This window comes from Rhizobium sp. A22-96 (assembly GCF_053521805.1).
The window spans coordinates 682097-706535 of the sequence record NZ_JBNWDQ010000001.1 but is presented as its reverse complement, the minus strand read 5'-3'; the positions used below and the strand labels follow the sequence as shown (position 1 = coordinate 706535).

The window sequence follows — 24439 nt, the reverse complement described above, 5'->3', positions numbered from 1 at the left end:
GGAAGACGCACTAGCGTGATATTCAGTGAAATATAACGCTAGTGCGGATATGTCAGTTCTGCTCAACCATAAACAGCCGCTTCCGCTCGCACTTCCGAATGCTGCCAAGCGATTGGAACAGCAACCGGCACCGGATCAGGCTGTGGCGGCAAAGAGCCAGCGACTGAAGACCTGGGATCTGGCACCGATGTTCCATTGCTCGATCGTTGGGACCTGTCTGACGGCCTCAGAGCTGCGGCAAGTCCTTGCCAAGGTCGGAGATATCGATGCCAAGGTCGCGACCGACCATGCGCTGCACAGCCGCGGTGTCAGGGCCGCCGGCCAGCGCGATATCAGCGGCAAGTTGCTGAACAAGGCGCTTGATCGCCGCCATGAGCGCATCCTTAAGCAGTTTTCGAGGCTTTCGAGTCCGTCCGAAATCAAGGCGCAATGGAACAAGGCCGTCGATGAAGGCGACATATCGGGGGCATATTGGGCGGTCCTGAGCCATCCCGCGAGCGAACGCGCGCTTGTCAATGAGGTCTTTGGCGAGGTGCATATGCTCTCGCATCTGGTCGGCAGCTCCAGTCGGCTCGATCTGGCGCGCCTTCGCAAATTGCAGCTGGATATCGAAGCCAGGGATGAAAAGATCGCTCGCCAGGAGACTCGGCTTCAGACGGCAGCCACGGATCATGCGCTTTTGCAGAAGCGCGTCGATGAGCTGGAAGTAAGCCTGTTGAGGAAACAGGCGGTGACCGGCGAGCCCGCACCGATGGGCGCAGATCAGCGGCAGGAGGCAAGATTGCTGCAACGGCTGCAGGCTGCCGATCAGCGCGCAGATGAATATGATGACCGTCTTACGGCACTGGAAGCAAAGCTTGCCGAGGCTGACAGGCGTGCGGTCGCGCTCGCAGAGGAGAACAAAGCGCTGCGGCGTGAACTGGATCTGCTCGAATCTGTCGTGACCATGCCCGATGCATCCGGCGCTATCCATTCGAACGAGCCTCAAGCGCTTCTTTATGTCGGTGGTCGTCCCAACCTGTTCGACCGGTTGCGAAAGCTGGCCGAGAGCCGGAACATCGATCTTGTGCTTCACGATGGCGGCGTTGAGGACAATCTCTCGCTGCTGCCGGCGATGGTCGGTCGGGTCTCATGGGCGATTTTCCCGGTCGACTGCATCAGCCATTCGGCCGCCGACATGGTCAAGCGCCTTTGCCGCGAAAATGAGAAGCCTTATCTGCCGCTGCGATCCGCAAGTCTGGCCAGTTTTGCAGCCGCGATTGCACAGCCGCTGGCTGTGGCGGAATAGCGGCTGATCACGTTTCGGTGTTTTCACTGGCATGTGTGTAACAAGATAGCGTTGTATCTCGTAGTTCATAGCGACAGGACGTATGCGGTGCCGAAGAACAGCGGCTGGACGTTCTGCGCGTTGGCGGCCTATCCGCCCAGGGAGAAGAGTGCGATGCTGAACAGACGATTGTTACTTCTAACCGTTGCGCTTGGTGCCGTTGGTTGGCGATTGGGTATTGGCGGCACGGCAGCCAAGGCTGCCACGAGTTTCGCTGTTACCCATAGCGATGCGGAGTGGCACAAGATGCTGACATCAGACCAATATGCCGTGCTTAGGGAGGAGGGGACCGAACTTCCGTACACCAGCGAACTGCTGAACGAGCATAGGAAGGGCAATTTTGCCTGTCTTGGCTGCGAGCAGGACGCGTTCTCGTCAAACACGAAATTCGAAAGCGGCACGGGTTGGCCGAGCTTCTGGGCGCCGATCGATGGCGCTCTGGAATCGTCGCGCGACACGTCCTTCGGCATGGTGCGCACCGAGGTGCATTGCAGTCGTTGCGGTAGCCATCTCGGCCATGTCTTTGACGACGGGCCGAAACCGACCGGCCTGCGCTACTGCATGAATGGTGTTGCCATGAAATTCCATCCGGCTTCGGCCTGAAGATCAGAGACTGACCAATGATCCTGTTTATCCTAGCCTATCTCGGCGGCGTTCTGACCATTGTCAGCCCCTGCATCCTGCCGGTCCTACCGTTCGTGTTTGCGCGGGCCGGCCAGCCCTTTCTGCGTAGCACGCTGCCGATGCTGATCGGCATGGCGGCGACCTTCGCCGCCGTCGCGACACTGGCTGCGCTCGGCGGTGGCTGGGCGGTCGAAGCCAATGAATATGGGCGTTATGCGGCGCTGGTATTGCTGGCGATCTTTGGTGTCATCCTCCTGTTTCCATCGCTTTCAGATTATCTGACACGGCCGCTGGTATCTCTCGGCGCACGCCTGTCGCAGTCGGCGGATCGTTCGAGCCGCAGCGGTGGCTCGGCGATCGCAGCCTCGCTGCTGCTCGGTGTTGCCACAGGGCTGCTATGGGCGCCGTGTGCGGGTCCGGTGCTCGGCCTTATCCTGACGGGTGCCGCCTTGCAGGGAGCAAGCGTCGGCACGACATTGTTGCTGCTGGCTTATGCGCTGGGTGCTGCTACCTCGCTTGCGCTTGCGCTCATCATCGGCGGCCGCGTCTATCAGGTCATGAAGCGCTCGCTCGGCGTTGGTGAGTGGCTGCGCCGTGGCGTTGGTGTCGCCGTGCTGCTCGCCGTCGTTGCGATTGCTTTGGGACTTGATACGGGTCTGTTGACGCAGGCTTCACTCGCCAGCACCGCTTCGCTGGAGCAGGGCCTGGTCGATCGCTTCCATCCGTTGAATCAAGACAAGCCTTCGTCCGTAGTCATGAAGAACGATGGCGGCGCGATGATGAGCGCCACCAATACCATGATGATGAGCGCCAAGCCCGATGCAGCAGCCGGGGCAGGAGGCTCCATGGCGATGGCGATGACGGCGAAGCCTGCGGCGGAGCAATTGCCTGTCGAACGTGCGGCTCCCTCGCTCGATGGCGCCGTGCAATGGCTCAACTCGGAGCCGCTGACCGCAGCCGGGTTGAAGGGTAAGGTCGTTCTGGTCGACTTCTGGACCTACTCCTGCATCAATTGCCTGCGTGCTATCCCTTACGTCGAAGCCTGGGCGCAGAAATATAAGGATCAGGGCCTCGTCGTCATCGGCGTACACGCACCGGAATTCGCCTTCGAGAAAAATGTCGACAACGTCAAGAAGGCCATTGCGGATATCGGCATCACCTATCCTGTCGCCATCGACAACAATTATGCGATCTGGCGTGCCTTCGACAATGAGTACTGGCCGGCCCATTACTTTATCGACGCCAAAGGCCAGGTGCGCCACCACCACTTCGGCGAAGGCGATTACGATCAGTCCGAGCGGGTAATCCAACAGCTGCTTGCCGAGGCCGGAAAGACCAATGTTTCCAGCGATATTGTCGCTGTAAAGGCGACGGGTGCGGAGGCCGCTGCCTCAAGCGACGCCGATGTCCAATCGCCGGAAACCTATGTCGGCTATCTGCGGTCGCAGAATTTCGTGGACGATGCTGGCACGGTGAATGACGCCGCCCATGATTATGTTGCGGCAACGCCGAAGCTCAACGAGTGGGGTCTTGCCGGCAACTGGACAGTTGGTGGACAGCAGGCAACTTCAAACGGCGCGGATACCAGCCTGTATTATCATTTCCACGCCCGCGACCTGCATCTGGTGCTTGGACCGGCGGCCGATGGAAAGCCCATCCGCTTCCAGATTACCATCGACGGCAAGCCGCCCGGGGATAATCACGGCGTCGACACGGATGCGAATGGCAATGGTGTGGTGACGGGACAGAGGCTTTACCAGCTCGTCCGCACAAACGGTGCGGTCGCGGATCATACGTTCGAGATCAAGTTCCTCGATCCCGGCGCTCAGGCCTTCGCCTTTACCTTCGGCTGACGGCGATCGTCAGCGTCTCGCACGCCGCTCATCAGAAGCTGGGCGGCGTGCAGGCGCTGATGACCTCACATGGCACCGGCCCAACGCAGCGAAACCGATGCGGCCGGCGGCTTTCGAAATAATAGGCGTCGCCCGGCCCGAGGATGCGCCGCTCATCATCGACGGTCACTTCGAGGCGGCCTGATAGAACGATGCCGCCTTCTTCGCCCTCATGCACCAGCGGCACTTTGCCCGTATCGGCACCCGGCTGGTAGCACTCCTTCAGGATCTGCAGGCTGCGGCCGAAGAGGTTCTCGCCGATCTGGCGATAGGAAATAGGACCCTTGCCGATCTCCACTAGTTCCTCGGCGGCGTAGAAGGCTTTCTTCGGCGCCTCAGGTTCGAAGGCAAAGAACTCGGCAAGGCCGATCGGGATGCCGTCGAGAATGCGTTTCAGCGCGCCGACCGAAGGGTTGGAGGAGTTGGACTCGATCAACGAAATCGTCGAATTGGTCACCCCCGCGCGCTTGGCAAGCTCACGCTGGGAAAGATTGTGCGCCAAGCGCAGATGACGCAGGCGATTGCCAATATCGACGGACATCATGGCCTCGGGTTTCAGGTGTTCGAAATATCGAAAACTTTACATCGAAATCCAATAATATCAATACGTTAAATTCACATAGAAAAGGACTTGTTCGACAAGCGAAAATCACTGATGTCAATGGCAGCGTAATGGAGGCAACCATGGACAAGATCACCCACCCCAATACCCCGGTTCTCGACAATTTCTGGATGCCGTTTACGGCCAATCGCCAGTTCAAGGCGGCGCCGCGACTGCTGGCTGCGGCCGACGGCATGTATTACACCGATGTCGACGGCAACAAGGTGCTGGATGGCACGGCTGGTCTCTGGTGCGTGAATGCTGGCCACGGTCGCAAAAAGATCGCCCAGGCGGTCGAGCGCCAGCTGGCGACGATGGATTTCGCCCCGACCTTCCAGATGGGGCACCCGATCGCCTTCGATTTCGCTGCAAAGCTTGCCGCGCACGCACCGGGCGGCCCTGAGGCAGGGCTCGATCGTGTATTCTTTACCGGGTCTGGTTCCGAATCCGTCGACACCGCGCTGAAGATTGCCATCGCCTATCAGCGCGCCATCGGGCAGGGCACCCGTACCCGTATCATCGGTCGTGAAAAGGGCTATCATGGCGTCGGCTTTGGCGGCATTTCTGTCGGCGGCCTTGTCAACAATCGCCGCGTTTTCCCGCAGATCCCCGCCGATCACATGCGCCACACGCTCGATGTCGAACGCAATGCCTTCAGCAAGGGGCTGCCGGCTCATGGCATCGAGCTTGCGGAAGATCTGGAGCGGCTGGTTGCGTTGCATGGCGCCGAAACGATCGCAGCCGTCATCGTTGAGCCAATGTCCGGTTCCGCTGGCGTTATTCTGCCGCCGAAGGGCTATCTCGATCGGCTGCGGGCGATCGCCGATAAACACGGCATCCTGCTGATCTTCGATGAGGTGATCACCGGCTTCGGTCGTCTCGGCACGCCGTTCGCGACCGAGTATTTCGGCGTCATCCCCGATCTCGTCACGACCGCCAAGGGCATCACCAACGGTACCATCCCGATGGGTGCGGTCTTCTCCAGCCGCAAGGTCTATGATGGCTTAATGAACGGCCCGGAAAACCAGATCGAACTGTTCCATGGCTACACCTATTCGGGCCATCCGGTCGCCTGCGCCGCGGGTCTCGCGACGATGGAAATCTATGAGGAAGAGGGTCTGCTGACCCGCGCCGGCGAACTGGCGGACGACTGGCAGAACGCTCTGCATTCCTTGAAGGGCCTGCCGCATGTTGTGGATATCCGCAATCTCGGCCTCGTCGGCGCGATCGAGCTTGCTTCGCGTGATGGTGCGCCTGGCACGCGCGCCTATGACGTCTTCGTCGATTGCTTCAACAAGGGGCTGTTGGTCCGAGTAACCGGCGATATCATCGCGCTGTCGCCGCCCCTCATTATCGAACGGGCCGAGATCGAAACGATCGTGTCCAAGCTCGGCGACGCCCTGAAACGTGCCGATTGATACTTGCGATCTGGCCGGCCTGTTTGGGCCGGCCAGGTTATTCAGTGATTTGAGTAGGCTGCCTCCTCAAACGTCCGACGTGCGAGGAACACTGCACCCTCGACAGGCGGGGTCGTCAGCTTGTGGATCCGCAGATGGTTATGCCGCGCGGATACGTGATGCTTGAAGGCTTCGAAGAGCGGCGGTTGATTGACGATGACGCTGCCGGCGACAACGACATCTGTTCCAACAGCACCTCGCGCCAGTAGTTGATCAACCAACGCTGCCAGATATTGCGCGCCTTCATCGATGACGCGGGCGGCCAGCACCGAACCAGCGGCGGCGGCGGCAAAGATGGCCGGGCAATGCGGCGCCCAATTGTCCGAAGTCGGCTCGTCATTGACCTTGCGTGTCAGCCGCTCGGCATCGGCAACTCCAAAATCGCGGATCAGTGCGCCAAGCAGACCGTCATCGGGCTTGCCCTCGTCGAGGGCGCGTAGGGCGGCGCGGGTGGCCTCGCGCACCAAGGCGGCGGCCCCACCTTCGTCACCGATCACCGGCCCCCAGCCGCCGGTTGCGAGATGCGCACCGGAGGCATTTTTTCCGACGCCGATGGCGCCGGTGCCGGCGATGATGCCGATGCCGTCGGGAAAGCCGGCGGCCAACGCGATCAGGGAGGCGTCGTTGACGATGCTTGCGTGCAGACCATGGGCGGCAAGCGCTTTCTGCAGGTCCTCTGCCGTCTCGGCGCGATTGATGCCCTGGGCGCCGAAGGCCATGGCGGCGACGCGCCCGCCTGCCGGGATATGCGGCGTGATACGCTCCGCGATCCATTCAGCGGCAAGGTCGGCCGGTTCGGCATCCCATTCGCGGCTGTGCAGGACGGTGTCGAGGAGACGAGCGCCGTGGATATCCTCGATGACCAGATGGGTCTTGGTGCCGCCGATATCGAGCGCAAGCAGGCAATCCGTCATGTCCGAGCCCCCTCAGGCGACTTTGGTATCGTTGTTTTCGAACACGAAAGCATCGGGATCGAGCCCTCGTGCGATCGCGGTTTCGACCGCAATGGTCTGCATGACCAATGCCTCGATAATAGGACGCTGCGCCGGCGTGAGGGAGGGGATGGCGATATGTGCCAGATGGTTTTCCTCATCGATATCGAGCGGGCTTACGAAAATGACGCCGTGACCGGCGCGGGCGAGCTTCTGGGCAAGCTGCAGTTCGCGCTCCTCGCCGAAGATGATGTGCACGCCCTGGCCGGCCGATTCCATCGCGCCATGTAGATATTGGCGTGTGGCCATGCCTGTCGATGGGATGCGCGCGATCTCGCGCAGCAACAGAGAGCCGACCTCTGCTGACCCCACGGACGGCGCGGCTCCGACGCAATCGACATATTGGGCTGTTTGCAGCGGAGCGATCAAGGCAGCTATCCGGCCGGCGAGGTTTTTCTCCGCAGCGCGAAGAGCATCGGAAACCGCCGGCCAGCTGAGATCGATCGAGCCGCCATCCCAGGCTTCGGCGATCATGCCGAGAGCAGCGATCGTCGCGGTATAACCGATGGTGGAGGCATAGCTGTCCGGGATATTGCCCAGAGATATGCTGACGGCGGAGGTTTCCTCGATCGGCGAATCTTTGGCGTTGACGACGGAGAAGCGCAAGTGCTCTTCGACCGTATTCAGTGTTGCCAGCGTTTCCGAGCTCTTGCCGCTCTGCGAAACGCCGATCAGAGGATGGGAGGTGGCAGGGAAGGGAAGCGGGTGCTCGCCAGCATTGAGACGCCAGCTGTGAATGGCGCGGCTCCTCAACGTCCATACGGCAGCGGCACTGGCGGCAAAGCTTGCGCCGATGCCGAGAAATATGGGGCCTGCGCCTTCGAGGACGCCACGACCTTGCAAAAGCTCAATATCTGCCGAAATCGCAGCGATGGCTTTGGCCAGAGCATCGGCCTGTGCGGCGCGGGCTTCTGCGAGCGGGATATATCCTTTGGGCAACTGGTCTCTCCTTGCTTATAGACAAAACGAGGCCTTCCACGGGCGCAGGGCGTCAGCGGCAATCCGTCGTCGATTGTTGCGAAGGCAGGCTTCACCCTGCCATGGTTTTGATTCTTCCTTCCCTCAGCCTATCCGCCCGTTTTGACGCGGCTGAAGGAGGTCCGAAGGCGATACCGATCGCCGGCATAACGTATGGTCGAGGATATCAGCGGCTTGCCCGCGCTATCCTCGATGAGCTGGTACATGGTGAGGATCGGCATTCCGGCCTCGATCCCCAGATGTTTGGCGGTCACCAGATCCGCTTCCTGCGCCTCGATGGTCGATTCTGCCCGGCTGAGTTCGATGCCGGCATCGCTCATCAGGCGAAAGAGTGAGGCCGAGCCGAAATCCGCTGACGAAAGGTTCAATTCGCTCAGGGCTGGGAAATAGGAACTGTCGACAGCAACGGGTACGCCGTCGAGCTTACGGATACGCACGAGGTGAAACAGCCTTGAGCCCGGGGCGATCGAAAGCTCCTCCGCCTGATCGAGCGTGGCCGAGGCTTCCTCGGCCCTCAGGACTTCCGACGATGACTTGAGGCCGAGCCGGGCTGCGGTCTCGCTGAAGGACTCCAGCGTCTGTGGGAATTCCTGATGGGCCTCGGTCGCCACATACCAGCCGCGGCCATGGGAGGACACCAGCACACCGCTGCTGACCAGGCTTTGCAAGGCGCGCCGCAGTGTTACGCGGCTGATCGCCAGTCTGTCGATCAGATCGCGTTCCGGCGGCAGGCGGCTGCCCGGTGAAAGTTTACCGGCTGTGATCTCTCGGGTAATCGCCTTGGCAGCCTGCTGCCAGAGCGGTTCGGGGGAGTCCGATTGAAGTGGGGCGACTGCGCCGTCCATCCTGACCATCAGCTTATCGTCACCTTTTCCCACATTTTCGTCCGCATCGAACGGTAGCAGGCATCCAGGATGCGGTTGACCACGACGCCGTCCTCGAAGGTTTCCACTGGCTGAGTTCCAGCGGCAAAGCAATCAACAAAGTGGCGCATCTGTTGCGAGAATCCATAAGCACGCGTTTCCTCGGGAACGGGATAGACCCAGCCGGTATCGGCATTCGCCTTTTCCACAAGATATCCGACCGGCTTCTCAATGAAACCCCAGACCGGGCCGACGGAACTGTCGGTGACGATGCGGCCGGCCGATCCCACAAGTTCATGGCGCAATTGCATGCCGCCTTTTTCGATCCAGGAGGATTCGATTGTCGCAAGCTGGCCGCCTGCGAATTTCAACAGAGCGATTGCCGTATCCTCTCCGGTCGTCTTGTCGGAATGGGCAAGCGTTGCGCCCCAGGCCATGACCTCGACGACCGGATTGTCCTTGCCGAAGAAATGCCGCGCCGATTCGACCGTGTGGCAGCCCATGTCGAGCAGGGCGCCGCCGCCTGCCGTCTCGGCGTCCCAGAAATGCGGGGCATGCGGTCCCGAATGTGCCTCGCGCGCCCGCATGGTCAGCAGATCGCCAATGCCGCCTGCCTGCACCATCTGATAGGCTTTGGCGATATTGGGCGAGAAAACCGAGCTTTCGGCGTAGCCATGCCAGATGCCGGCGTCGATCACCACCTTCAGCATTTCGGCGGCTTCCTTTTCGGTGCGCGCCAGCGGCTTGGTGCAGACCACGGCCTTGCCGTGACGGGCGACGATCCTGACGGCTTCGAGATGCACTTCGTTCGGCAGCGCGATCACCACAAGCTGTACGGCCGGATCGGCGCAGAGCGTATCCATATCCTGATAAGCCGTAACGCCGGGTCCCCATTTCCTGGCAAGCTCGGCGGCGCGCTCGCCATTGCGCGAATAGCAGGCCACCAGCTGGCCATTGCGGACGTCAAGAAGCGCATCCGCATAGCAATCGCTGATGAAGCCCGACCCCAAGATCCCTACGCCAATCATAAAAACTTCCCCCTGGATACCAATATCGCCAACCATCACATGCGACAAATGAATACCACATAAGACAAAAATGGGAAGAGAAAAAACTTCTTGTCACATATTGTATTGAGATGTATCTTTTTATCGTTCATTGCGAGTGCCAATCGGCGTTGCGCAATCCAAGCACAAAAAGAGGGGAGCATTTCAGATGCGTTCGAAGCATGCATGCATCAAGGGCGCCGTCGCGTCGCTGGGCCTGGCACTTATGGCCGGCAGCGCGCTTGCCGCGGATCCCGTGACGATCAAATTGGGAAGCTGGCGCACGGAAGACATTGCCGTCTGGCAGGACAAGCTGCTCCCGGCCTTCGAAAAGGAGCATCCGGAGATCAAGGTCGAGTTCGCTCCGATCAATACCAATGAATACAATGCCGCCATCCAGTCGCAGATCGACGCCGGCGCTGGTCCGGATCTGATGACCTGCCGGCCATTCGACGTGAACCGCGAATGGATCCGTCGCGGCTATTTCGAGCCGTTGAAGGATTTCGCTCCGATCAAGGATTTCAGCGATACATCGAAGGCTGCCTGGGCAGATGCCAAGGGCGAGCCCTTCTGCCTGCCGATTGCCGCCGTACTCGCCGGCTTCTACTACAATGTCGACATCTTCAAGGAGTTGGGCATTGAGCCGCCAAAGACGGCGGATGAATTCACCGCAGTCCTTCAGAAGATCAAGGACAACGGCAAATATACGCCGCTCGCCTATGGCTCCGCCGAGAGCTGGCAGCTTGCCTATAACGGCCTCTACAATATCGGTCCTTCCTATTGGAAGGGCGAGGAGGGCCGCCAGGGTCTGATCAACGGCACGAAAAAACTGACCGATCCGGATTTTGTCGCCGCCTTCAAGGCCTTCGCCTCTTGGCGGCCGTTCATGCCCGATGGTCAGGCCAGCCTGCAATATGCCGACATGACGCAGCTGTTCACGATCGGCCGCGCCGCGATCCTGCCCGACGGTTCCTGGAATATCAATCAGGTGACGGCAACCGGCCTCAATGTCGGCGTCTTCGGTCCGCCAACGGCGACGGCCGGTGGCAAGCGCTATCTGCAGGAAATGCCCGATATGGCAATCGGCCTCAATGCCGCCGGCAAGCATAAGGATGCCGCCAAGGTATTCCTGACCTGGCTTGCCAGCCCCGCGTTTCAGGAGCTCTATGTCAACGAGGCGCCTGGCTTCTTCGCCATGGGCTCGAAGCCGGTCACCTACAAGAACGAGTTGGCGCAGAAATTCGCCGATCTGAAGAAGGGTGCCGAGCTTACGCCGCGTCTCGCTCTCGATCGCCTGAGTGCCGGCAATCCGCCGCTTGACGACGAGATCTGGCGCGTGCTGCAGGTCATGATGACCAGCGACAAGCTGACGCCCGATACCGCCACCGCCGAGCTGCAGAAGGGCCTCGATTCCTGGTACAAGCCACAGAAGTAAATCTCTTGGGCCTGCGTGTCGCCCCTCGCGGGAAGACATGCGGGCCCTTTTCGCATCTACGACGTTCATACAGGAATGGGAGGCCTTCCGAGTGATACGCCCAACAACCGCGCGCATCAGCTTGGTGCTGTTCGTTTTGCCGGCTCTGACGATCTATGTCGCCTTTGCCGTGTTGCCGCTGGCTCTTTCCATCCTGATGAGCTTCTTCGATACCAAAAGCTCCACGGGGCGTATCTTTGTCGGACTGCAGAATTACTATTATCTGTTCACGCATCCCGTCACGAGTGCTCGCTTCTGGAATGCGCTGCTGAACAATATCGAATATTTCGCGATCCACCTGATCGTTGAGGTGCCGATCGGCCTGTTGATGGCCGCACTATTGACCTCGGGTCTGCTGCGCCGTTCCGAAGGTGTCTATCGCACGCTGCTCTTCATTCCCGCCACACTCTCCGTCGTCATTGTCGGCTTTATCTGGCGGTTGATCATCAATCCGCTCTGGGGTCTCGTGCATTTTCCATTGCTCGGCAATGAGCTGACAGCGCTGCCGACGATCTCGCTGATGTCGGTCTGGCAATATGTCGGCATTCCGATGATCTTTCTCTACAGCGCCTTGCTTGCGGTGCCCGAGGATATCGTCGAGGCCGCCCGCATCGATGGCGCCAGCAACTGGCGCATTTTCTGGGGCATCAAGTTTCCGTTGATCGCACCGCAATTCGGGCTGATCGTCATCCTGACCTATATCTGGACCTTCAACGGTTTCGACCTCGTCTTCGCACTCAACGGCGCAGCACCCGGGCCGAACTACAGCACTGATATTCTCGGCACTCTGTTCTATCGCACCTTCTTCGGGTCGAGTGGGCAGGTCGCCGATATCGACCTCGGTGCAACGGTTGCGACGGTGATCTTCCTGATCATCCTCGTCGTGACTGCGATCTATTTTTGGCTCGTCCAGCGCCGCCTGAAGCCCCACCAGATCTGAGGAGGATCAGGCATGACCATGACATTATCCGACGACAAGGCCGTGCACACCGCACGCAAAAGCAAAGATGGGCGGGCATGGACCGCTGACCGCATCGTTGTGCATGCGCTGCTGATCTTCTTTGTCCTGCTGGCCATCGGCCCGATCCTTCTCGTCATCATGAATTCGTTCAAGACGACGCCGGCGATCTTCGGCGGTCCGTTCGATCTGCCGACGACCAAGACCTTCGCCATCGATGGCTATCTGCGTGTCTTCACGCGCGGCAACTTCCTTCTCAACTATCAGAACAGCCTGATCGTTACGGTGGTTACGATCGTACTCACGATCGTAACTGCGACACTCGCTGCTTACGGCCTCGTCGAATACAAGGTGCGGCTCGCGCCTATACTTGCCGGCCTTTTCATCGTCGGCATCATGTTGCCGATACGCCTTGGCACCGTGCCGATCCTTGAGATCATGATCTCGTGGAACCTGATCGACACGTTGACCGCGCTGATCCTCGTTTATACCGCGATGAGCATCCCGATCGCGGTCACCTTGATGGTTGCCTATTTCCGCACGGTTCCCACCGAGTTGAAGGAGGCGGCGCGTATCGATGGCGCAGGCGAATTCCGCACCTTTCTGATCGCACTCCCTGTCGTCAAGCCGGGGCTTGCCGCAGTGGCGACGCTGACGATGCTGCCTGTCTGGAACGACCTGTGGTTTCCGCTCGTGCTGGCGCCCAGCAAGAGCAACCAGACTGTTACCCTCGGCGTCCAGCAGTTCGTTGGGCAATTTCTGAGCGACTATCCGGCGCTGCTTGCGGCGCTGACGCTCGGCGCGGTGCCTTTGATCCTGCTCTACGTGATCTTCTCGCGGCAGTTCATCAAGGGCCTGAGCCAGGGTGTCGGCAAGTAGCATCCCGCATCGTCATCCTCATAAAATTTTGAAGTGGAGTACCCCATGGCCGATGTCAAAATCAGCAATCTCTACAAGCGCTATGGCGCGGTCGAAGTCCTGAAGAACATCAATCTCGATATCAAATCGGGCGAGTTCGTCGCTTTCGTCGGGCCCTCCGGCTGTGGCAAGTCGACCTTGTTGCGCTGCATTTCCGGTCTGGAGCAGATTTCCGACGGAACGCTCGAGATCGGTGGCCGTGTGGTCAACGATATCGGCCCGTCGCAACGCGGTATTGCGATGGTGTTCCAATCCTATGCGCTCTATCCGCACAAGACGGTCTACGACAACATGGCCTATTCGCTGCAGCTGCAGAAGCTGCCGAAGGACCAGATCGACCGGATGGTTATGGCGGCCGCGGAAAAGCTGCAGCTCGTGCCCTATCTGAAGCGGCTGCCCAAGGCCTTGTCGGGCGGCCAGCGCCAGCGCGTCGCCATCGGCCGTGCGATCGTTCGCAATCCGAAGGTCTTCCTGTTTGACGAACCGCTGTCCAATCTCGATGCTTCGCTGCGCGTGCAGATGCGCATCGAAATCGCCCAGCTCAACAAGAACCTTTCCGACACGGCCATGATCTATGTGACCCACGATCAGGTCGAGGCCATGACCATGGCGGACAAGATCGTCGTGCTGCGAGACGGTATCGTGCAGCAGGTCGGTTCGCCGCTGGAGCTTTACGAAAACCCGCAGAACCTCTTCGTCGCCAAGTTCATCGGCTCGCCCGAGATGAATTTCATGACGGGCGAGGATGCCAAGGCTTACAAGGCCGAGACCGTTGGCGTCCGCCCGGAGCATCTGACCATAGAGCAGTCAGGCGGGGTATGGTCGGGCACGGTCATGCACTCGGAAAACCTCGGTTCCGACTCCTACATCTATATCGATATGGGTGGCTTGAAGCCGGTCATCATCCGCCAGGAAGGCAAATCCGACTACCGAGCCGGCGCGCGCCTTTCCTTTTCGCCGAAGGGCGATCGGTACCATCTCTTCGACGCCGGCGGACATCCGCTCTCCTGAGAGTCAGCTCTGAGCCAAAATCCGGCTGGGGCGGCAATGCGAGACGAAAACGCTTCATGTCGTCCTACAGGGCGCTGATGTCGTTTTCCTGTGCGCGCCACATCACCGGGCGTGATCTTCTGGACATGTTCAAGGTGCCATCCGGATAGAGTCCGGATGGATAATTGGGAAACCGGTCATAGGCCGGTGCTGCCCCCGCAACGGTAGCGGACCGAAAGTCTCGACCAATGCCACTGGTCTATTGACCGGGAAGGTGTCGAGGCCATCCAGAAGGATAGGTCCGAAGCCCGGAAACCAGCCTTGACGACAGACTCGATTGATCGCGGAGGGTGATCGGGAGGCGAAGGGAGGGGCCGCAAGATCACTCCGTTCACGTCTCGCCATATCGCATCAGTCATGGACGTGCCGGACAGGGCGCCGCCGATGCGGTCGCCGTGACCGATTTGCTGCTGTTCAGCCCGTTGAGGAGCGGGCCGATCCGAACATGCCCATGAGGAATTGTGGGCAATGATGATCAAGCGTTAAACCAAGGAGGAGATGGCATGACTGGGAACAGAGGCGTGGTCTATATGCGGCCCGGCAAAGTCGAGGTTCGCGATATCGACGACCCGAAACTGGAGGCGCCGGATGGCCGCCGCATCGAGCATGGCGTGATCCTGAAGGTGATCTCCACGAATATCTGCGGATCGGACCAACACATGGTGCGCGGACGCACCACGGCCATGCCGGGCCTGATACTCGGGCATGAAATCACCGGCCAGGTCATCGAAAAGGGCATCGATGTCGAGATGCTCGAGATCGGCGATATCGTCTCTGTGCCGTTCAACGTGGCATGCGGCCGTTGCCGTTGCTGCAAATCGCAGGATACCGGGGTTTGCCTGACGGTGAATCCGGCGCGCGCCGGCGGTGCCTATGGCTACGTCGATATGGGCGGCTGGATCGGCGGTCAGGCGCGCTACGTCACGGTGCCTTATGCAGATTTCAACCTGCTGAAATTCCCCGATCGCGATCAGGCCCTCGCCAAGATCCGCGATCTCACGATGTTGTCCGACATCCTGCCGACCGGCTTTCACGGCGCGGTTCGCGCCGGCGTCGGCGTAGGCTCCACGGTCTATGTCGCGGGTGCCGGTCCGGTTGGTCTCGCTGCCGCTGCTTCCGCCCGCATCCTGGGTGCTGCTGTCGTCATGATCGGCGACTTCAACAAGGATCGGCTTGCACATGCGGCCAATGTCGGCTTCGAGCCCATTGATCTCTCCAAGAGTGATCGTCTTGGCGACATGATCGCGCAAGTCGTCGGCGTCAACGAGGTGGACAGTGCCATCGACGCCGTTGGTTTCGAGGCGCGCGGTCATGCGGGCGGCGAACAGCCGGCGATCGTGCTCAATCAGATGATGGAGATCACGCGCGCGGCCGGCTCGATCGGCATTCCCGGACTTTACGTCACGGAAGATCCCGGCGCTGCCGAGGCTGCGGCCAAGCAGGGCAGCCTGTCGCTGCGCTTCGGTCTGGGTTGGGCGAAGGCACAGTCGTTCCACACGGGCCAGACACCTGTTATCAAGTACAATCGGCAGCTCATGCAGGCGATCCTGCATGATCGGTTGCCGATTGCCGATATCGTCAATGCCAAGATCATCTCGCTCGATGATGCCGCCCAAGGCTATGAGAGCTTCGATCAGGGCGCTGCGACGAAATTCGTCCTCGATCCGCATGGCGATCTGCTGAAGGCTGCCTGAGCGTATAGTGACAACCAACAAGCATGATGCTGGGAACCGAGAAAACCTCTCGGTTCCCAGTGTCGTTTCAAGCAGCCGATCATGAATTTGCCGAACAACGAACTGACAGATGCGCGCCACTTCAATGCGAAATCATCTAGGTGCACCTTGCAGATCTCATGATGTATGGATGCAGTAGAAGAGGAGGGTTTCGGACCGCCGCATCTGCTCGGTAGCCTTCCTGCGTCTTAGAGGGCGCTGCAGAGTGTGGAGCAAAAGATCAACGAGACACTATCATCAGCGGTCGGATGTACATCGCCACCATTGTCATCGCGGCTGGAGGGCTGAAAGCTGCCTAAGCGAGAAAGCCGTTAGCCGACAATTATGGCGGACAATATTGCCATTATATACGTATCTTATACATATAGCACGTTATCCACGTGGAGGAGTACCGTTTCGCTTTTTCGAAGCAAACGGCCGCTTGGACGGAACGCCAACTTGAAGGGAAACACACAATGGCAAACTTTCTGGAGAAATGGTCTTCAAAGAAGGCTGAAAAGCCGAAGGCTGGAGCGCGGAATGTAGTTGATACCTTTCGGGCAAGAGTAGAAGAACAGAAGGGATATCTTGAGGAGTATGAGCGAGACATCGCCGGCTTCAAGAAGTGGCGTTCCACATGGTTTCAGCGTGTTCCCGGCGGCTTCGGAGTCACGGTCGGCCGCGACTCTATCAATGCAGGCGCGGGGTTGAACTATATCGTTGTTGAATCCATCAAGCAGGTGTCAGAGTTTCTCGACGATCTCGCGCATCACGCGGAGAAGGATTCCGGCTTTCAGCAGGCGCTTGAGAAAAACCGTCTGCGACGTGTCGCATCGCTGAATGCGGGCAAGGCAAAAGGAAGCGCGGCGGCCTCGAAGGCAAAGGCAAAGCCGGCTGCTGCTAAACCTGCTGCGACCAAAGCCGCTGTAGCGAAGCCTGCCGCAGCAAAGCCTGCCGCAGCAAAAGCTGTTGCAGCCAAGCCGGCTGCTGCGAAGTCTGCCCCAAGTAAACCGGCGCCAAAGGCCGCCAAGGCCAAACCGGCTGCCGTTGCTGCGACGGAGGTGGCAACGCCGAAACGAAGCCGCAAGCCGAAGACCGAGGCCGCCGCCGAATAAGAATAAAGCCCGCTTCGAGCGGGCTTTATTTTATCTGTCAGATATCAACCAATTCACCATCGTACCACCTGCACATATCCACTATGCTGCCTTCAACATGAGGATGAGTTGGTGGAGGTTTTCTCAACTATCGAAACAAAGCCTTTTTAGAACGGATATTTTGCATCAATACGGTACAAAAAATTCGATACCATCATTTCATAGCAGTTCAGTATCGTGATGCGATTTGATTAATGAAGCAATTTATCTATTCAAAGTGCATCAATAATAGGTGCAATTGCCGCGGTTCTCTCCAAGTCATTGCATCGATAACCGGTATTGGAAGCGCAATTGACTAGAATGTCTTCGGGGCATAGGTAGATTGTAGTTTGACGGCTGCAGAGGTGACAAGCCCGCATCATCAATCGAGAAGACTTCCATGAGTTGATATGCAGCCTATAGACCTCTTTCGCCATCCATGAAGTGATGACCTCGGCGCCTGATATCGGCAGGAGCGCGCGTGGTGAGATCCAGCCTGCCGTGCTGAAGGGGATACCGCCGCTTACGGGTTGGAGCAGGTCAATGAATTGGTGAGCGCTTCTCGTTAGATTTGCCGACCGATCGTGGGGGCGCGATCGGTCGGCTTTGAGAAGGCTGTGTTTCAAAGGGAGCGGCAGATGCCGCTCCCTTCTGCTGACTTTACTTTTTCTCGCTATAGGCCTTGATCGCTGCAGCGACTTCGTTGCGAGCGTTTTCTGCCGTCTCGAAGCCGCCGACTTCGACGACCTTACGGGCGTCCGGAAGCTGCTTGTAGACGCGGAAGAACGCCTGCAGGCGGTCCTGTTCCAGCTTTGGAAGATCTGAGATCTCCTTGACGTTGTCATAGGTCGGATCGATCTTCGTCGTCGGAACGGCGACGATCTTGTTGTCGACCTCGCCGCCGTCGATCATCTTCAGAACGCCGATCGCTCGAACGCGGATGATAGCACCGGGAACGATGGGCTCGCGCGAATAGACGATGGCGTCGAGCGGATCGCCGTCACCACCGAGCGAGCTAGTGATCGAGCCGTAGTTCGCCGGATAGGCGACCGGCATGGACTGGAAGCGGTCGACAACGATGTGACCGGTCTTGGCGTCGATCTCGTATTTGGTGAAGCTGCCGGCAGGGATCTCGATCGCCGTATAGAATTCGCGGCTTTCGTCTTTCGGCTGAGGATAATCGATATAGGATACATAATCGGAAGCCGACGCAGCCGTGCCGGACAGCATGGCAAATGCAATGACAGAGATAAGCTTTTTCATAAACGCCCCCGCGTTAAGGTTGAACGCTATCGACCTAATCAGGGGTTGTTACGAGCTTGTGACATAAATCAGCGAATGCACAGGTCATCGCGCTTCAGCCCAAGCCTGATCTCGAAACTCAAGCGACGGCGCGAACATTGCGGCGGATTGTCTGAGGCGGCTGGCCGAGCACGCGCAGGAAGGCTCGCCGCATGCGTTCGCGATCGGCAAAGCCGACTTCGATGGCGATCTCGTCCATCGAATGGCGGCCGTCCTCGATCATCAGCCGGGCTGCCTCGACCCGCATGTTCTCGATCGCCTTTGCTGGCGACTGCGCGGTTTCGCTGCGAAAGACGCGGTTGAACTGGCGAGGGCTGAGGCTGGCCGCTTCCGCCAGTTCCTCGACCGAGACGATCTTGCGCAGGTTTCGTCCTGCAAAATCGAGGGCGCGCTGAACCCGGTCCGATTTCGGTTCCAGTTCCAGAAGGGTTGAGAATTGCGACTGTCCGCCGGCGCGGCGATGATAGACGACCAGCTTCTTAGCAACGGCGCGGGCCAGTTCCTCGCCGTGGTCTTTCTCGATCATCGCAAGGGCGAGATCGATGGTGGCGGTCATGCCTGCGGATGTCCAGATAGATCCGTCGATGATGAAGATCTTGTCCTCGTCGACTTTCAAAGCGGGGAAACGATCGCGCAATTCCCGCGCGTAGACCCAATGTGTCGTGGCGCGGCGCCCATCAAGCAGGCCGGCTTCCGCCAAAGTGAACGCGCCCGTGCAGGGGGCCGCGACACGCCGGCAGACTTTCGCCGACTGACGGATATAATCGAGCGTCGCCGGTGACATGGAGGAGACTTGTGTGGCTGCGCCTATGAAGAGGGAATCAAACGAACTGTCGCCAAAGGGTTCGGTTTCGACACTGAACCCTGCCGACGAGCGCACGAGCCCACCTGCCTCCGACAGGAGCGTCACGCGATAGAGCTCCCTTTCGCCCGCCAGATTTGCAACCTCGAAGGCAGTAATGGCGGTGAAACCCATGATCTGGAAGTCGGGGAAGACGAGAAATCCGATGGTATGCATGGCGGTGCCTACGGCTGAAAAAGGTGCTTATAGTATTTACCAGACAGACGATCCTGTCAAATAACCGTGGCTCTTCCGCTCAATCGCCTCGGTATATCGGCGCAGAATGGCTGAAAACGTGGTGAATATGACATTTGGGACGTGAGCTTTCAGGCGTATTGTCTTGTCATGCGGATAGGACCTCCCCCGCGAAAAAGGACAAAACGATGACAAATTCATCCTCAGGAAAAGCATTGGTGACAGGTGCCTCATCAGGCATTGGCGCCGTTTACGCGCATCGGCTTGCAAAGCGAGGTTTCGATCTCATTCTGGTCGCGCGCAACAAGGAGCGGCTTTTGGCGATTGCCGATCGACTGCGCACGGAGACGGGCCGAAATGTCGAGGTGATCGCTGCCGATCTTGGCGTGGCAAGTGACCAGCATCGCATCGAGCAGGTGTTAAGGACAGATGAGGCCATCACGTTGCTCGTCAACAATGCCGGTTTTGGCGGCGGTGCGACATCGCTCGAAGCTGACGTCGACAAGATGCAGCAGATGATCGAGTTGAACGTCACGGCGCTAATGAGGCTGACCTATGCTGCCGTGCCGGGCTTCGTAAGGCGTGGCGGTGGCTCCATCATCAACATCGCCTCGATTGTGGCTATCGCGCCGGAATTGCTGAATGGCGTCTATGGCGGCACGAAGGCCTTCGTGCTGGCCTTCAGCCAATCGCTGAAGCATGAGCTCGCAGACAAGAACATTCGTGTGCAGGCTGTTCTGCCCGGTGCAACGGCTACGGAATTCTGGGCCGTCGCGGGTGTGCCTATCGAGCATCTTCCTTCTGAAATCGTGATGTCCGCCGAGGATATGGTCGATGCTTCGTTGGTTGGATTTGATGAGGGTGAGTTGGTGACGATCCCGGCGCTCGAGGATGCCGGGCTGCAGAAGGCCTATGAAGATGCACGACAGGCATTGATGCCCAATCTGTCCCGCACCGTGCCGGCCTCGCGCTATAAGGTAAAGTGAAGTAATTGCTCGGATGAGCAATGCGTCCCAGCTACCACGCTTGGTTGAGATGCAAATCATTCCATCCTGGTAGAAGAGTTGATCGGCACTCCGATAGCGAGTGCCGATCATCGGCAGGCCTGAAATAGAAGAACCTCAAGAAGACAAAGCGGGTCAATATGATCCACACAATTGTGCTTGATATATTTCCGAGGTGCCACATGTGCCTCTAAGGCCAAGCCTGGGCGACAGCCGATTTGGCCACAAGGACCTGAGTGAGAAGGTTCGCCGCGACCAAAGCAGAATTGCGAGGTTCAATGCGATGTATTCCATCCAAGACCATGTTCCCGTTTCCATTGTTATCGCGAACTACAACTACGCACGCTTTCTTCGGCGCAGCATCGACAGTGCGCTGGAGCAGACCTACGACGATGCGGAGGTTATTGTTGTCGATGATGCATCAACCGATGGGACAGCTGATGTCATTGCTTCCTATGGCTCACGGATAAAGCCGTGTCTGCGAGAGGTGAATGGTGGACATGCTGCCGCATTCAACACAGGCTTTGCATCGAGCAGCGGGGAGATCGTGCTGTTTCTCGATGCGGATGATTATCTTTATCCGAATGCAGTATCCGATGTTGTCGATGCATGGGAGGAGAATACGGCACAAGTGCAGTTCAGGCTGCATATCGTTGACGAGCAGATGCATGTAAAGGATGTATTTCCGCCTGCAGAATTGCCATTCGATTCCGGCGACGTCACATCGAAACTGCTGCGAAAGGGTCGCTATCAGACAACGGTGACAAGCGGTCTGGCATTCAAGCGCTCGGTTCTTAATTCGGTCATGCCGGTCCCCGAGCAGAACTTTCGTCAGGGCGCCGATGGATACCTGGCCACGGTTGCTCCGCTGCATGGCGAGGTCACCTCTATTGAGGAATGCCTCGGCGCTTACCGCATTCATGGCGCCAACCACTCCGTCTTTGCGGAGAAACTCGGCCAACGGGCGCGCTGGCGTATTGAGCACGATTTTCGCCGGCTGGAAGCGCTGTCGGACCAGGCAACGGAGGTGGGGCTGGAAGTGCCTGATGATGCAGGTCTCCATGACCCCGTGCATATCGAGGAGCGTCTGGCATCGCTTTGCATCGACAGGGAGCGGCATCCGGTCGCCAGCGATTCCAGGCTTTCGCTTGCCGCCGCCGGCGCTGTTGCCAGCCTGGAAATGAATGCATCCCGAAGACGCCGTGCCATGCTGGCCGCCTGGTTCCTATCGGTCGGCATCCTTCCGCATCAGATGGCGAAAGCTGTTTTGTCATGGAAGCTCGTCGCATCATCGAGACCGCAATTCCTCCTGCGCCTTTCGAAGGCCATTCGACATGCCGTCGGGTAGGGTCGCCTCTGAATTGGCGAGGCTCTCCTACTCCGGATTTCCTGATTTGCGCGCAGGCCCAAGCAATGCATCGATGGTAGCTTGATGGTGGATATTCCTGTCGAAACGGCTGTCTTTCGCTAGTTGCATCAATCCTGCGAAGGCGTCTTTCGCCGAGGGCTTCTTGCCTTCCCCGCGGAGATAGGCAGTCAGGCGGCGATAGTTCGCGTTCGCCTGGATTTCAAGCGGATTGCCCCGACCGATCTTCTTCAGCGGCCACCATGACCAGCCGATGCCGTTCTTCTCCTGTAGTGCTACGGCGCGAGCGTACCAGTCGTTGGTATTCTCGCCGGATTCGCCGTTCCATAGCGGCATGTCATATTGCTCGCGCAGCTTGAGGAAAGGCTCGATCGACTCTTGCGTGGTCGGGGTCCAGTATTTGTGAAAGCTCAGCACCGTGTTGTGATCGGCAACGGGCAGCACGCCGGCATAGTTGTTGCCCCAGCAATTGCCCTCGATGATCAGCATATGGTTGGTGTCGACCGCGCGGATCGCACTGATGGTACGCTCATAGAGGTCGTGCAACGGCTGGTTTGCGGTTTCGCGGCAACCGCCTTTGTCTTCTGCGTCCTGAAAGCCCCAGTTCGGTTCGTTCAGGAGGTCATAGCCGGCAATCGTCGTCTCGTCCTTGTAGCGCCTGGCGATCTCGCTCCAGAGCGCGATCATCGTCGCCTGGTTCTCGCCACTGTCCCAGAGCGAGGGGCTGTTCGGATCGCGATCCGAAATGGCAATGTCGTGCCCCTGGCCGCCCGGCGCGGCATGCATGTCGAGGATCAGATACATGCGGTTGGCTCTAAGCCACTCGATCAGCGCATCGACGCGGCGAAACCCTTCTTCGTTCCAGACGATCCGGTTGCCGGCATCCTTGCCGGACATATCCTTGATGAACAGGTTCCAATGCATCGGCAGGCGAACGTTGTTGAAGCCCCATTTGCCCATCGCATCGATATCGGCCTTCGTTACGGCATTGTCCCGCCAAGCCCGATAGAATTGCTCTGTCTTCGTCTCGCCGATGATTTCGGAAATACGGTGGCGAATGACGCGCTGCGCCTTCAGGTTGGGCAGGCCCATCATATAGCCTTCCTGAACCATCCAGCCTCCGAGGCCCAGGCTACGCAAGATAAGCGGATTGCCCTTGGCATCGACGATCTGCTTGTGGTCGGCACGCACAAATCCTTGCGCATGCAACGGAGACACGAGCCACATCATGGAGATGGCGGACAGGCTGACTAGCAACAGCAGAAAATGCCTCATGAACCTCCAGTCGCTTTAAACTTTGGCGCCATGTGGGCATGATATGACGCGAGCAGTAAAAACTTGCGACGGCTGCGAATATCCGGGACTGGTGTCGCGGCATCACTCCGCAGCAGTCGAGCCATGCTGCGCCGGATTCAGTTTCTCGCGTTCCTGCCGTGGAGTGCGGAAGAACACTGCCGCAGCAAGATCGATTGCCAGCGCAAGGACCATCGCCGCCGTCCCGATGAAAAAGAGCAGCTGGTAGTTTCCGCCGCTGCGGGCGAAGGCGAAGGAAAGCCCGTAGGCGGCGGCCGCCTGAAACAGGGCAAAGAATACCGTTGCCACGCTCCAGGCCGCCTTCTGTTGCGCCGGATGATGCGGCAGCAATTCGGCGATCCGCCCCAACATCAGGGGCACGGTTCCGGTCACGAATGCGCCGACTACAAGGCTCGAGGCGATGAGCCATGCCTGCCCGAGGCCAAAGGCGGGAATGGCGACCGCGACCGCTTCGAGCAGGAAAGCGAAACGCATGGCGGCACCGAAGCCTGTACGATCCGCGAGATGGCCGGCAAGGATGGGCCCGAGTGTCGCGCCGATCCCGAACAGCACCCAATATTCCGCACCCACCTGCAGACCTTTTCCCATCCCTCGCGCGACGAAATCGACGAGGAAAATCATGTGGGGAACCCAGCCGGCGGCATTCAGGGCATATTCGACATAGAGGGCGCGCAGCGTTCCGCGTGCCGGGACATGGGTGGAATGTTGCGGAACAGGGGATATTTCACTCTCCTGCGGCCATCCGGCCCAGGCAATAACGGTCAGCAGCAGGGAAAGTGCGCCGAGGCCGAACCATGTGTCGCGCAGGCCCTGCTGAAGCAGCAGCGGCACCAGCGTGCCAGACAAGGCGATGCCCGCGCCAATGCCCATGAAGATCACGCCGCCCGCAAGACCGCGGCGGGAAGGCGCAACCAGCGGCAAGACGGTCGTCGCCGCCAATACCATCAAAGCCCCGCCAGCAAAGCCGGCTGCGAAGCGCCAGACAAAGAACCAGGCAAAGCCGATGGGGAAGGCGCAGGCAAAGAACGCTGCCGTGGCTGCGAGCATCATGATCCGGAGCGTGGAGACAATGGAGATGCGCGCCGCGACGGGACGTCCGAGCAGTGCGCCGGCCAGATAGCCCGTGAGGTTCGCTGCGCCGAGATAGGCGGCGGCCGATTGTTCGAACCAATGTGCGTCGACAATAACCGGCAGAAGCGGCGTATAGGCGAAACGCGCGAGCCCGATGCCGATCAGACTGGCGCAGAATGCCGATAGAACGGCGCGCCAGGCAAGTCTTGCGTTGGAATGGCTTCTCTCGGCTTCATGTATGGCGGTGCCCATCATAGGAACTCTCTCAGCTATCAGTGCTTGAGATAGTAGGCCGCTCGCTATATCATTAAAATTGATTTA

At 58.9% G+C, this 24439-nt stretch carries 21 protein-coding genes and 1 riboswitch; of the genes, 12 read left to right on the top strand and 9 right to left on the bottom strand.

Going from position 1 to position 24439, the window contains the following annotated elements; genetic code table 11:
• Positions 1-49: 49 nt before the first annotated feature.
• From ACQZ6F_RS03175 to ACQZ6F_RS03165, 3 genes are all read left to right on the top strand, one after another.
• Positions 50-1288 (top strand): DUF2325 domain-containing protein, encoded by a 1239-nt coding sequence (locus ACQZ6F_RS03175; protein WP_449092614.1) that lies wholly within the window; start codon positions 50-52, stop codon positions 1286-1288.
• Positions 1289-1441: 153 nt separating this feature from the next.
• Complete coding sequence (gene msrB, locus ACQZ6F_RS03170) at positions 1442-1930, top strand: peptide-methionine (R)-S-oxide reductase MsrB (RefSeq protein WP_068394058.1); 489 nt, start codon at positions 1442-1444, stop codon at positions 1928-1930.
• A gap of 17 nt (positions 1931-1947) precedes the next feature.
• Complete coding sequence (locus tag ACQZ6F_RS03165; RefSeq protein WP_449092613.1) at positions 1948-3804, top strand: cytochrome c biogenesis protein DipZ; 1857 nt, start codon at positions 1948-1950, stop codon at positions 3802-3804.
• 31 nt (positions 3805-3835) lie between these two features.
• On the opposite strand, the gene ACQZ6F_RS03160 is transcribed toward ACQZ6F_RS03165, so the two are convergent.
• Positions 3836-4384 (bottom strand): cupin domain-containing protein, encoded by a 549-nt coding sequence (locus ACQZ6F_RS03160; RefSeq protein ID WP_449092612.1) that lies wholly within the window; start codon positions 4382-4384, stop codon positions 3836-3838.
• A 143-nt stretch (positions 4385-4527) separates the two neighbouring features.
• Between ACQZ6F_RS03160 and aptA the strand changes: the two genes are divergently transcribed.
• Complete coding sequence (gene aptA / locus ACQZ6F_RS03155) at positions 4528-5862, top strand: omega-aminotransferase AptA (protein WP_449092611.1); 1335 nt, start codon at positions 4528-4530, stop codon at positions 5860-5862.
• Between the two features lie 41 nt (positions 5863-5903).
• Here aptA and ACQZ6F_RS03150 read toward each other — a convergent pair whose 3' ends face one another.
• The 4 genes from ACQZ6F_RS03150 to ACQZ6F_RS03135 all read right to left on the bottom strand — a co-directional run bounded on the left by ACQZ6F_RS03150 (position 5904) and on the right by ACQZ6F_RS03135 (position 9762).
• Positions 5904-6815 (bottom strand): N-acetylglucosamine kinase, encoded by a 912-nt coding sequence (locus ACQZ6F_RS03150; protein WP_449092610.1) that lies wholly within the window; start codon positions 6813-6815, stop codon positions 5904-5906.
• 12 nt (positions 6816-6827) lie between these two features.
• Positions 6828-7832: an SIS domain-containing protein gene (locus ACQZ6F_RS03145; RefSeq protein ID WP_449092609.1), complete on the bottom strand. Its 1005-nt coding sequence runs from the start codon at positions 7830-7832 to the stop codon at positions 6828-6830.
• Between the two features lie 128 nt (positions 7833-7960).
• Complete coding sequence (locus ACQZ6F_RS03140; protein ID WP_068393489.1) at positions 7961-8725, bottom strand: GntR family transcriptional regulator; 765 nt, start codon at positions 8723-8725, stop codon at positions 7961-7963.
• The gene (locus ACQZ6F_RS03135) at positions 8725-9762 is read right to left on the bottom strand and encodes a Gfo/Idh/MocA family protein (protein ID WP_449092608.1); all 1038 of its coding nucleotides are present in this window, start codon (positions 9760-9762) and stop codon (positions 8725-8727) included. Before ACQZ6F_RS03135 ends, ACQZ6F_RS03140 begins: the two co-directional genes overlap by 1 nt.
• Before the next feature lie 187 nt (positions 9763-9949).
• Between ACQZ6F_RS03135 and ACQZ6F_RS03130 the strand changes: the two genes are divergently transcribed.
• The 6 genes from ACQZ6F_RS03130 (at position 9950) to ACQZ6F_RS03105 (ending at position 17007) form a co-directional block, all read left to right on the top strand.
• Complete coding sequence (locus tag ACQZ6F_RS03130) at positions 9950-11215, top strand: ABC transporter substrate-binding protein (RefSeq protein WP_068393484.1); 1266 nt, start codon at positions 9950-9952, stop codon at positions 11213-11215.
• Between the two features lie 91 nt (positions 11216-11306).
• Positions 11307-12194: a carbohydrate ABC transporter permease gene (locus tag ACQZ6F_RS03125; protein WP_136687300.1), complete on the top strand. Its 888-nt coding sequence runs from the start codon at positions 11307-11309 to the stop codon at positions 12192-12194.
• Positions 12195-12206: 12 nt separating this feature from the next.
• Complete coding sequence (locus tag ACQZ6F_RS03120; protein ID WP_449092607.1) at positions 12207-13091, top strand: carbohydrate ABC transporter permease; 885 nt, start codon at positions 12207-12209, stop codon at positions 13089-13091.
• Positions 13092-13136: 45 nt separating this feature from the next.
• Positions 13137-14141, top strand: a complete 1005-nt coding sequence (locus tag ACQZ6F_RS03115) for an ABC transporter ATP-binding protein (RefSeq protein WP_449092606.1) — start codon at positions 13137-13139, stop codon at positions 14139-14141.
• Positions 14142-14256: 115 nt separating this feature from the next.
• Positions 14257-14458: riboswitch (cobalamin riboswitch) on the top strand.
• A 225-nt stretch (positions 14459-14683) separates the two neighbouring features.
• Positions 14684-15874: a formaldehyde dehydrogenase, glutathione-independent gene (fdhA, locus tag ACQZ6F_RS03110; RefSeq protein WP_068393476.1), complete on the top strand. Its 1191-nt coding sequence runs from the start codon at positions 14684-14686 to the stop codon at positions 15872-15874.
• A 494-nt stretch (positions 15875-16368) separates the two neighbouring features.
• The gene (locus ACQZ6F_RS03105) at positions 16369-17007 is read left to right on the top strand and encodes a hypothetical protein (RefSeq protein ID WP_449092605.1); all 639 of its coding nucleotides are present in this window, start codon (positions 16369-16371) and stop codon (positions 17005-17007) included.
• A 678-nt stretch (positions 17008-17685) separates the two neighbouring features.
• Here ACQZ6F_RS03105 and ACQZ6F_RS03100 read toward each other — a convergent pair.
• Both ACQZ6F_RS03100 and ACQZ6F_RS03095 read right to left on the bottom strand, forming a co-directional pair.
• Positions 17686-18288 carry an inorganic diphosphatase gene (locus tag ACQZ6F_RS03100; RefSeq protein WP_077467914.1) on the bottom strand — a complete coding sequence of 201 codons (603 nt, stop codon included), beginning with the start codon at positions 18286-18288 and terminating at the stop codon, positions 17686-17688.
• A 118-nt stretch (positions 18289-18406) separates the two neighbouring features.
• Complete coding sequence (locus ACQZ6F_RS03095; protein WP_449092604.1) at positions 18407-19345, bottom strand: GlxA family transcriptional regulator; 939 nt, start codon at positions 19343-19345, stop codon at positions 18407-18409.
• A gap of 206 nt (positions 19346-19551) precedes the next feature.
• Here ACQZ6F_RS03095 and ACQZ6F_RS03090 point away from each other — a divergent pair, with 206 nt between their 5' ends.
• Complete coding sequence (locus ACQZ6F_RS03090; protein ID WP_449092603.1) at positions 19552-20349, top strand: SDR family NAD(P)-dependent oxidoreductase; 798 nt, start codon at positions 19552-19554, stop codon at positions 20347-20349.
• Positions 20350-20650: 301 nt separating this feature from the next.
• Positions 20651-21715, top strand: a complete 1065-nt coding sequence (locus ACQZ6F_RS03085; protein WP_449092602.1) for a glycosyltransferase family 2 protein — start codon at positions 20651-20653, stop codon at positions 21713-21715.
• Between the two features lie 27 nt (positions 21716-21742).
• On the opposite strand, the gene ACQZ6F_RS03080 is transcribed toward ACQZ6F_RS03085, so the two are convergent.
• Positions 21743-23008, bottom strand: a complete 1266-nt coding sequence (locus ACQZ6F_RS03080) for a glycoside hydrolase family 5 protein (RefSeq protein ID WP_449092601.1) — start codon at positions 23006-23008, stop codon at positions 21743-21745.
• Positions 23009-23110: 102 nt separating this feature from the next.
• Positions 23111-24370: a YbfB/YjiJ family MFS transporter gene (locus ACQZ6F_RS03075; RefSeq protein ID WP_449092600.1), complete on the bottom strand. Its 1260-nt coding sequence runs from the start codon at positions 24368-24370 to the stop codon at positions 23111-23113.
• Positions 24371-24439 lie beyond the last annotated feature (69 nt).

What these genes read in the sequence shown, in the direction of transcription:
- ACQZ6F_RS03075 (WP_449092600.1), bottom strand. Translation starts at nt 24,370, where the DNA reads ATGGGCACCGCCATACATGAAGCCGAGAGAAGCCATTCCAACGCAAGA.
- ACQZ6F_RS03130 (WP_068393484.1), top strand. Translation starts at nt 9,950, where the DNA reads ATGCGTTCGAAGCATGCATGCATCAAGGGCGCCGTCGCGTCGCTGGGC.
- ACQZ6F_RS03165 (WP_449092613.1), top strand. Translation starts at nt 1,948, where the DNA reads ATGATCCTGTTTATCCTAGCCTATCTCGGCGGCGTTCTGACCATTGTC.
- ACQZ6F_RS03085 (WP_449092602.1), top strand. Translation starts at nt 20,651, where the DNA reads ATGTATTCCATCCAAGACCATGTTCCCGTTTCCATTGTTATCGCGAAC.
- ACQZ6F_RS03135 (WP_449092608.1), bottom strand. Translation starts at nt 9,762, where the DNA reads ATGATTGGCGTAGGGATCTTGGGGTCGGGCTTCATCAGCGATTGCTAT.
- ACQZ6F_RS03115 (WP_449092606.1), top strand. Translation starts at nt 13,137, where the DNA reads ATGGCCGATGTCAAAATCAGCAATCTCTACAAGCGCTATGGCGCGGTC.
- ACQZ6F_RS03150 (WP_449092610.1), bottom strand. Translation starts at nt 6,815, where the DNA reads ATGACGGATTGCCTGCTTGCGCTCGATATCGGCGGCACCAAGACCCAT.
- ACQZ6F_RS03100 (WP_077467914.1), bottom strand. Translation starts at nt 18,288, where the DNA reads ATGAAAAAGCTTATCTCTGTCATTGCATTTGCCATGCTGTCCGGCACG.
- ACQZ6F_RS03095 (WP_449092604.1), bottom strand. Translation starts at nt 19,345, where the DNA reads ATGCATACCATCGGATTTCTCGTCTTCCCCGACTTCCAGATCATGGGT.
- ACQZ6F_RS03120 (WP_449092607.1), top strand. Translation starts at nt 12,207, where the DNA reads ATGACCATGACATTATCCGACGACAAGGCCGTGCACACCGCACGCAAA.
- ACQZ6F_RS03175 (WP_449092614.1), top strand. Translation starts at nt 50, where the DNA reads ATGTCAGTTCTGCTCAACCATAAACAGCCGCTTCCGCTCGCACTTCCG.
- msrB (WP_068394058.1), top strand. Translation starts at nt 1,442, where the DNA reads ATGCTGAACAGACGATTGTTACTTCTAACCGTTGCGCTTGGTGCCGTT.
- ACQZ6F_RS03160 (WP_449092612.1), bottom strand. Translation starts at nt 4,384, where the DNA reads ATGTCCGTCGATATTGGCAATCGCCTGCGTCATCTGCGCTTGGCGCAC.
- ACQZ6F_RS03105 (WP_449092605.1), top strand. Translation starts at nt 16,369, where the DNA reads ATGGCAAACTTTCTGGAGAAATGGTCTTCAAAGAAGGCTGAAAAGCCG.
- ACQZ6F_RS03140 (WP_068393489.1), bottom strand. Translation starts at nt 8,725, where the DNA reads ATGGTCAGGATGGACGGCGCAGTCGCCCCACTTCAATCGGACTCCCCC.
- ACQZ6F_RS03080 (WP_449092601.1), bottom strand. Translation starts at nt 23,008, where the DNA reads ATGAGGCATTTTCTGCTGTTGCTAGTCAGCCTGTCCGCCATCTCCATG.
- fdhA (WP_068393476.1), top strand. Translation starts at nt 14,684, where the DNA reads ATGACTGGGAACAGAGGCGTGGTCTATATGCGGCCCGGCAAAGTCGAG.
- ACQZ6F_RS03090 (WP_449092603.1), top strand. Translation starts at nt 19,552, where the DNA reads ATGACAAATTCATCCTCAGGAAAAGCATTGGTGACAGGTGCCTCATCA.
- aptA (WP_449092611.1), top strand. Translation starts at nt 4,528, where the DNA reads ATGGACAAGATCACCCACCCCAATACCCCGGTTCTCGACAATTTCTGG.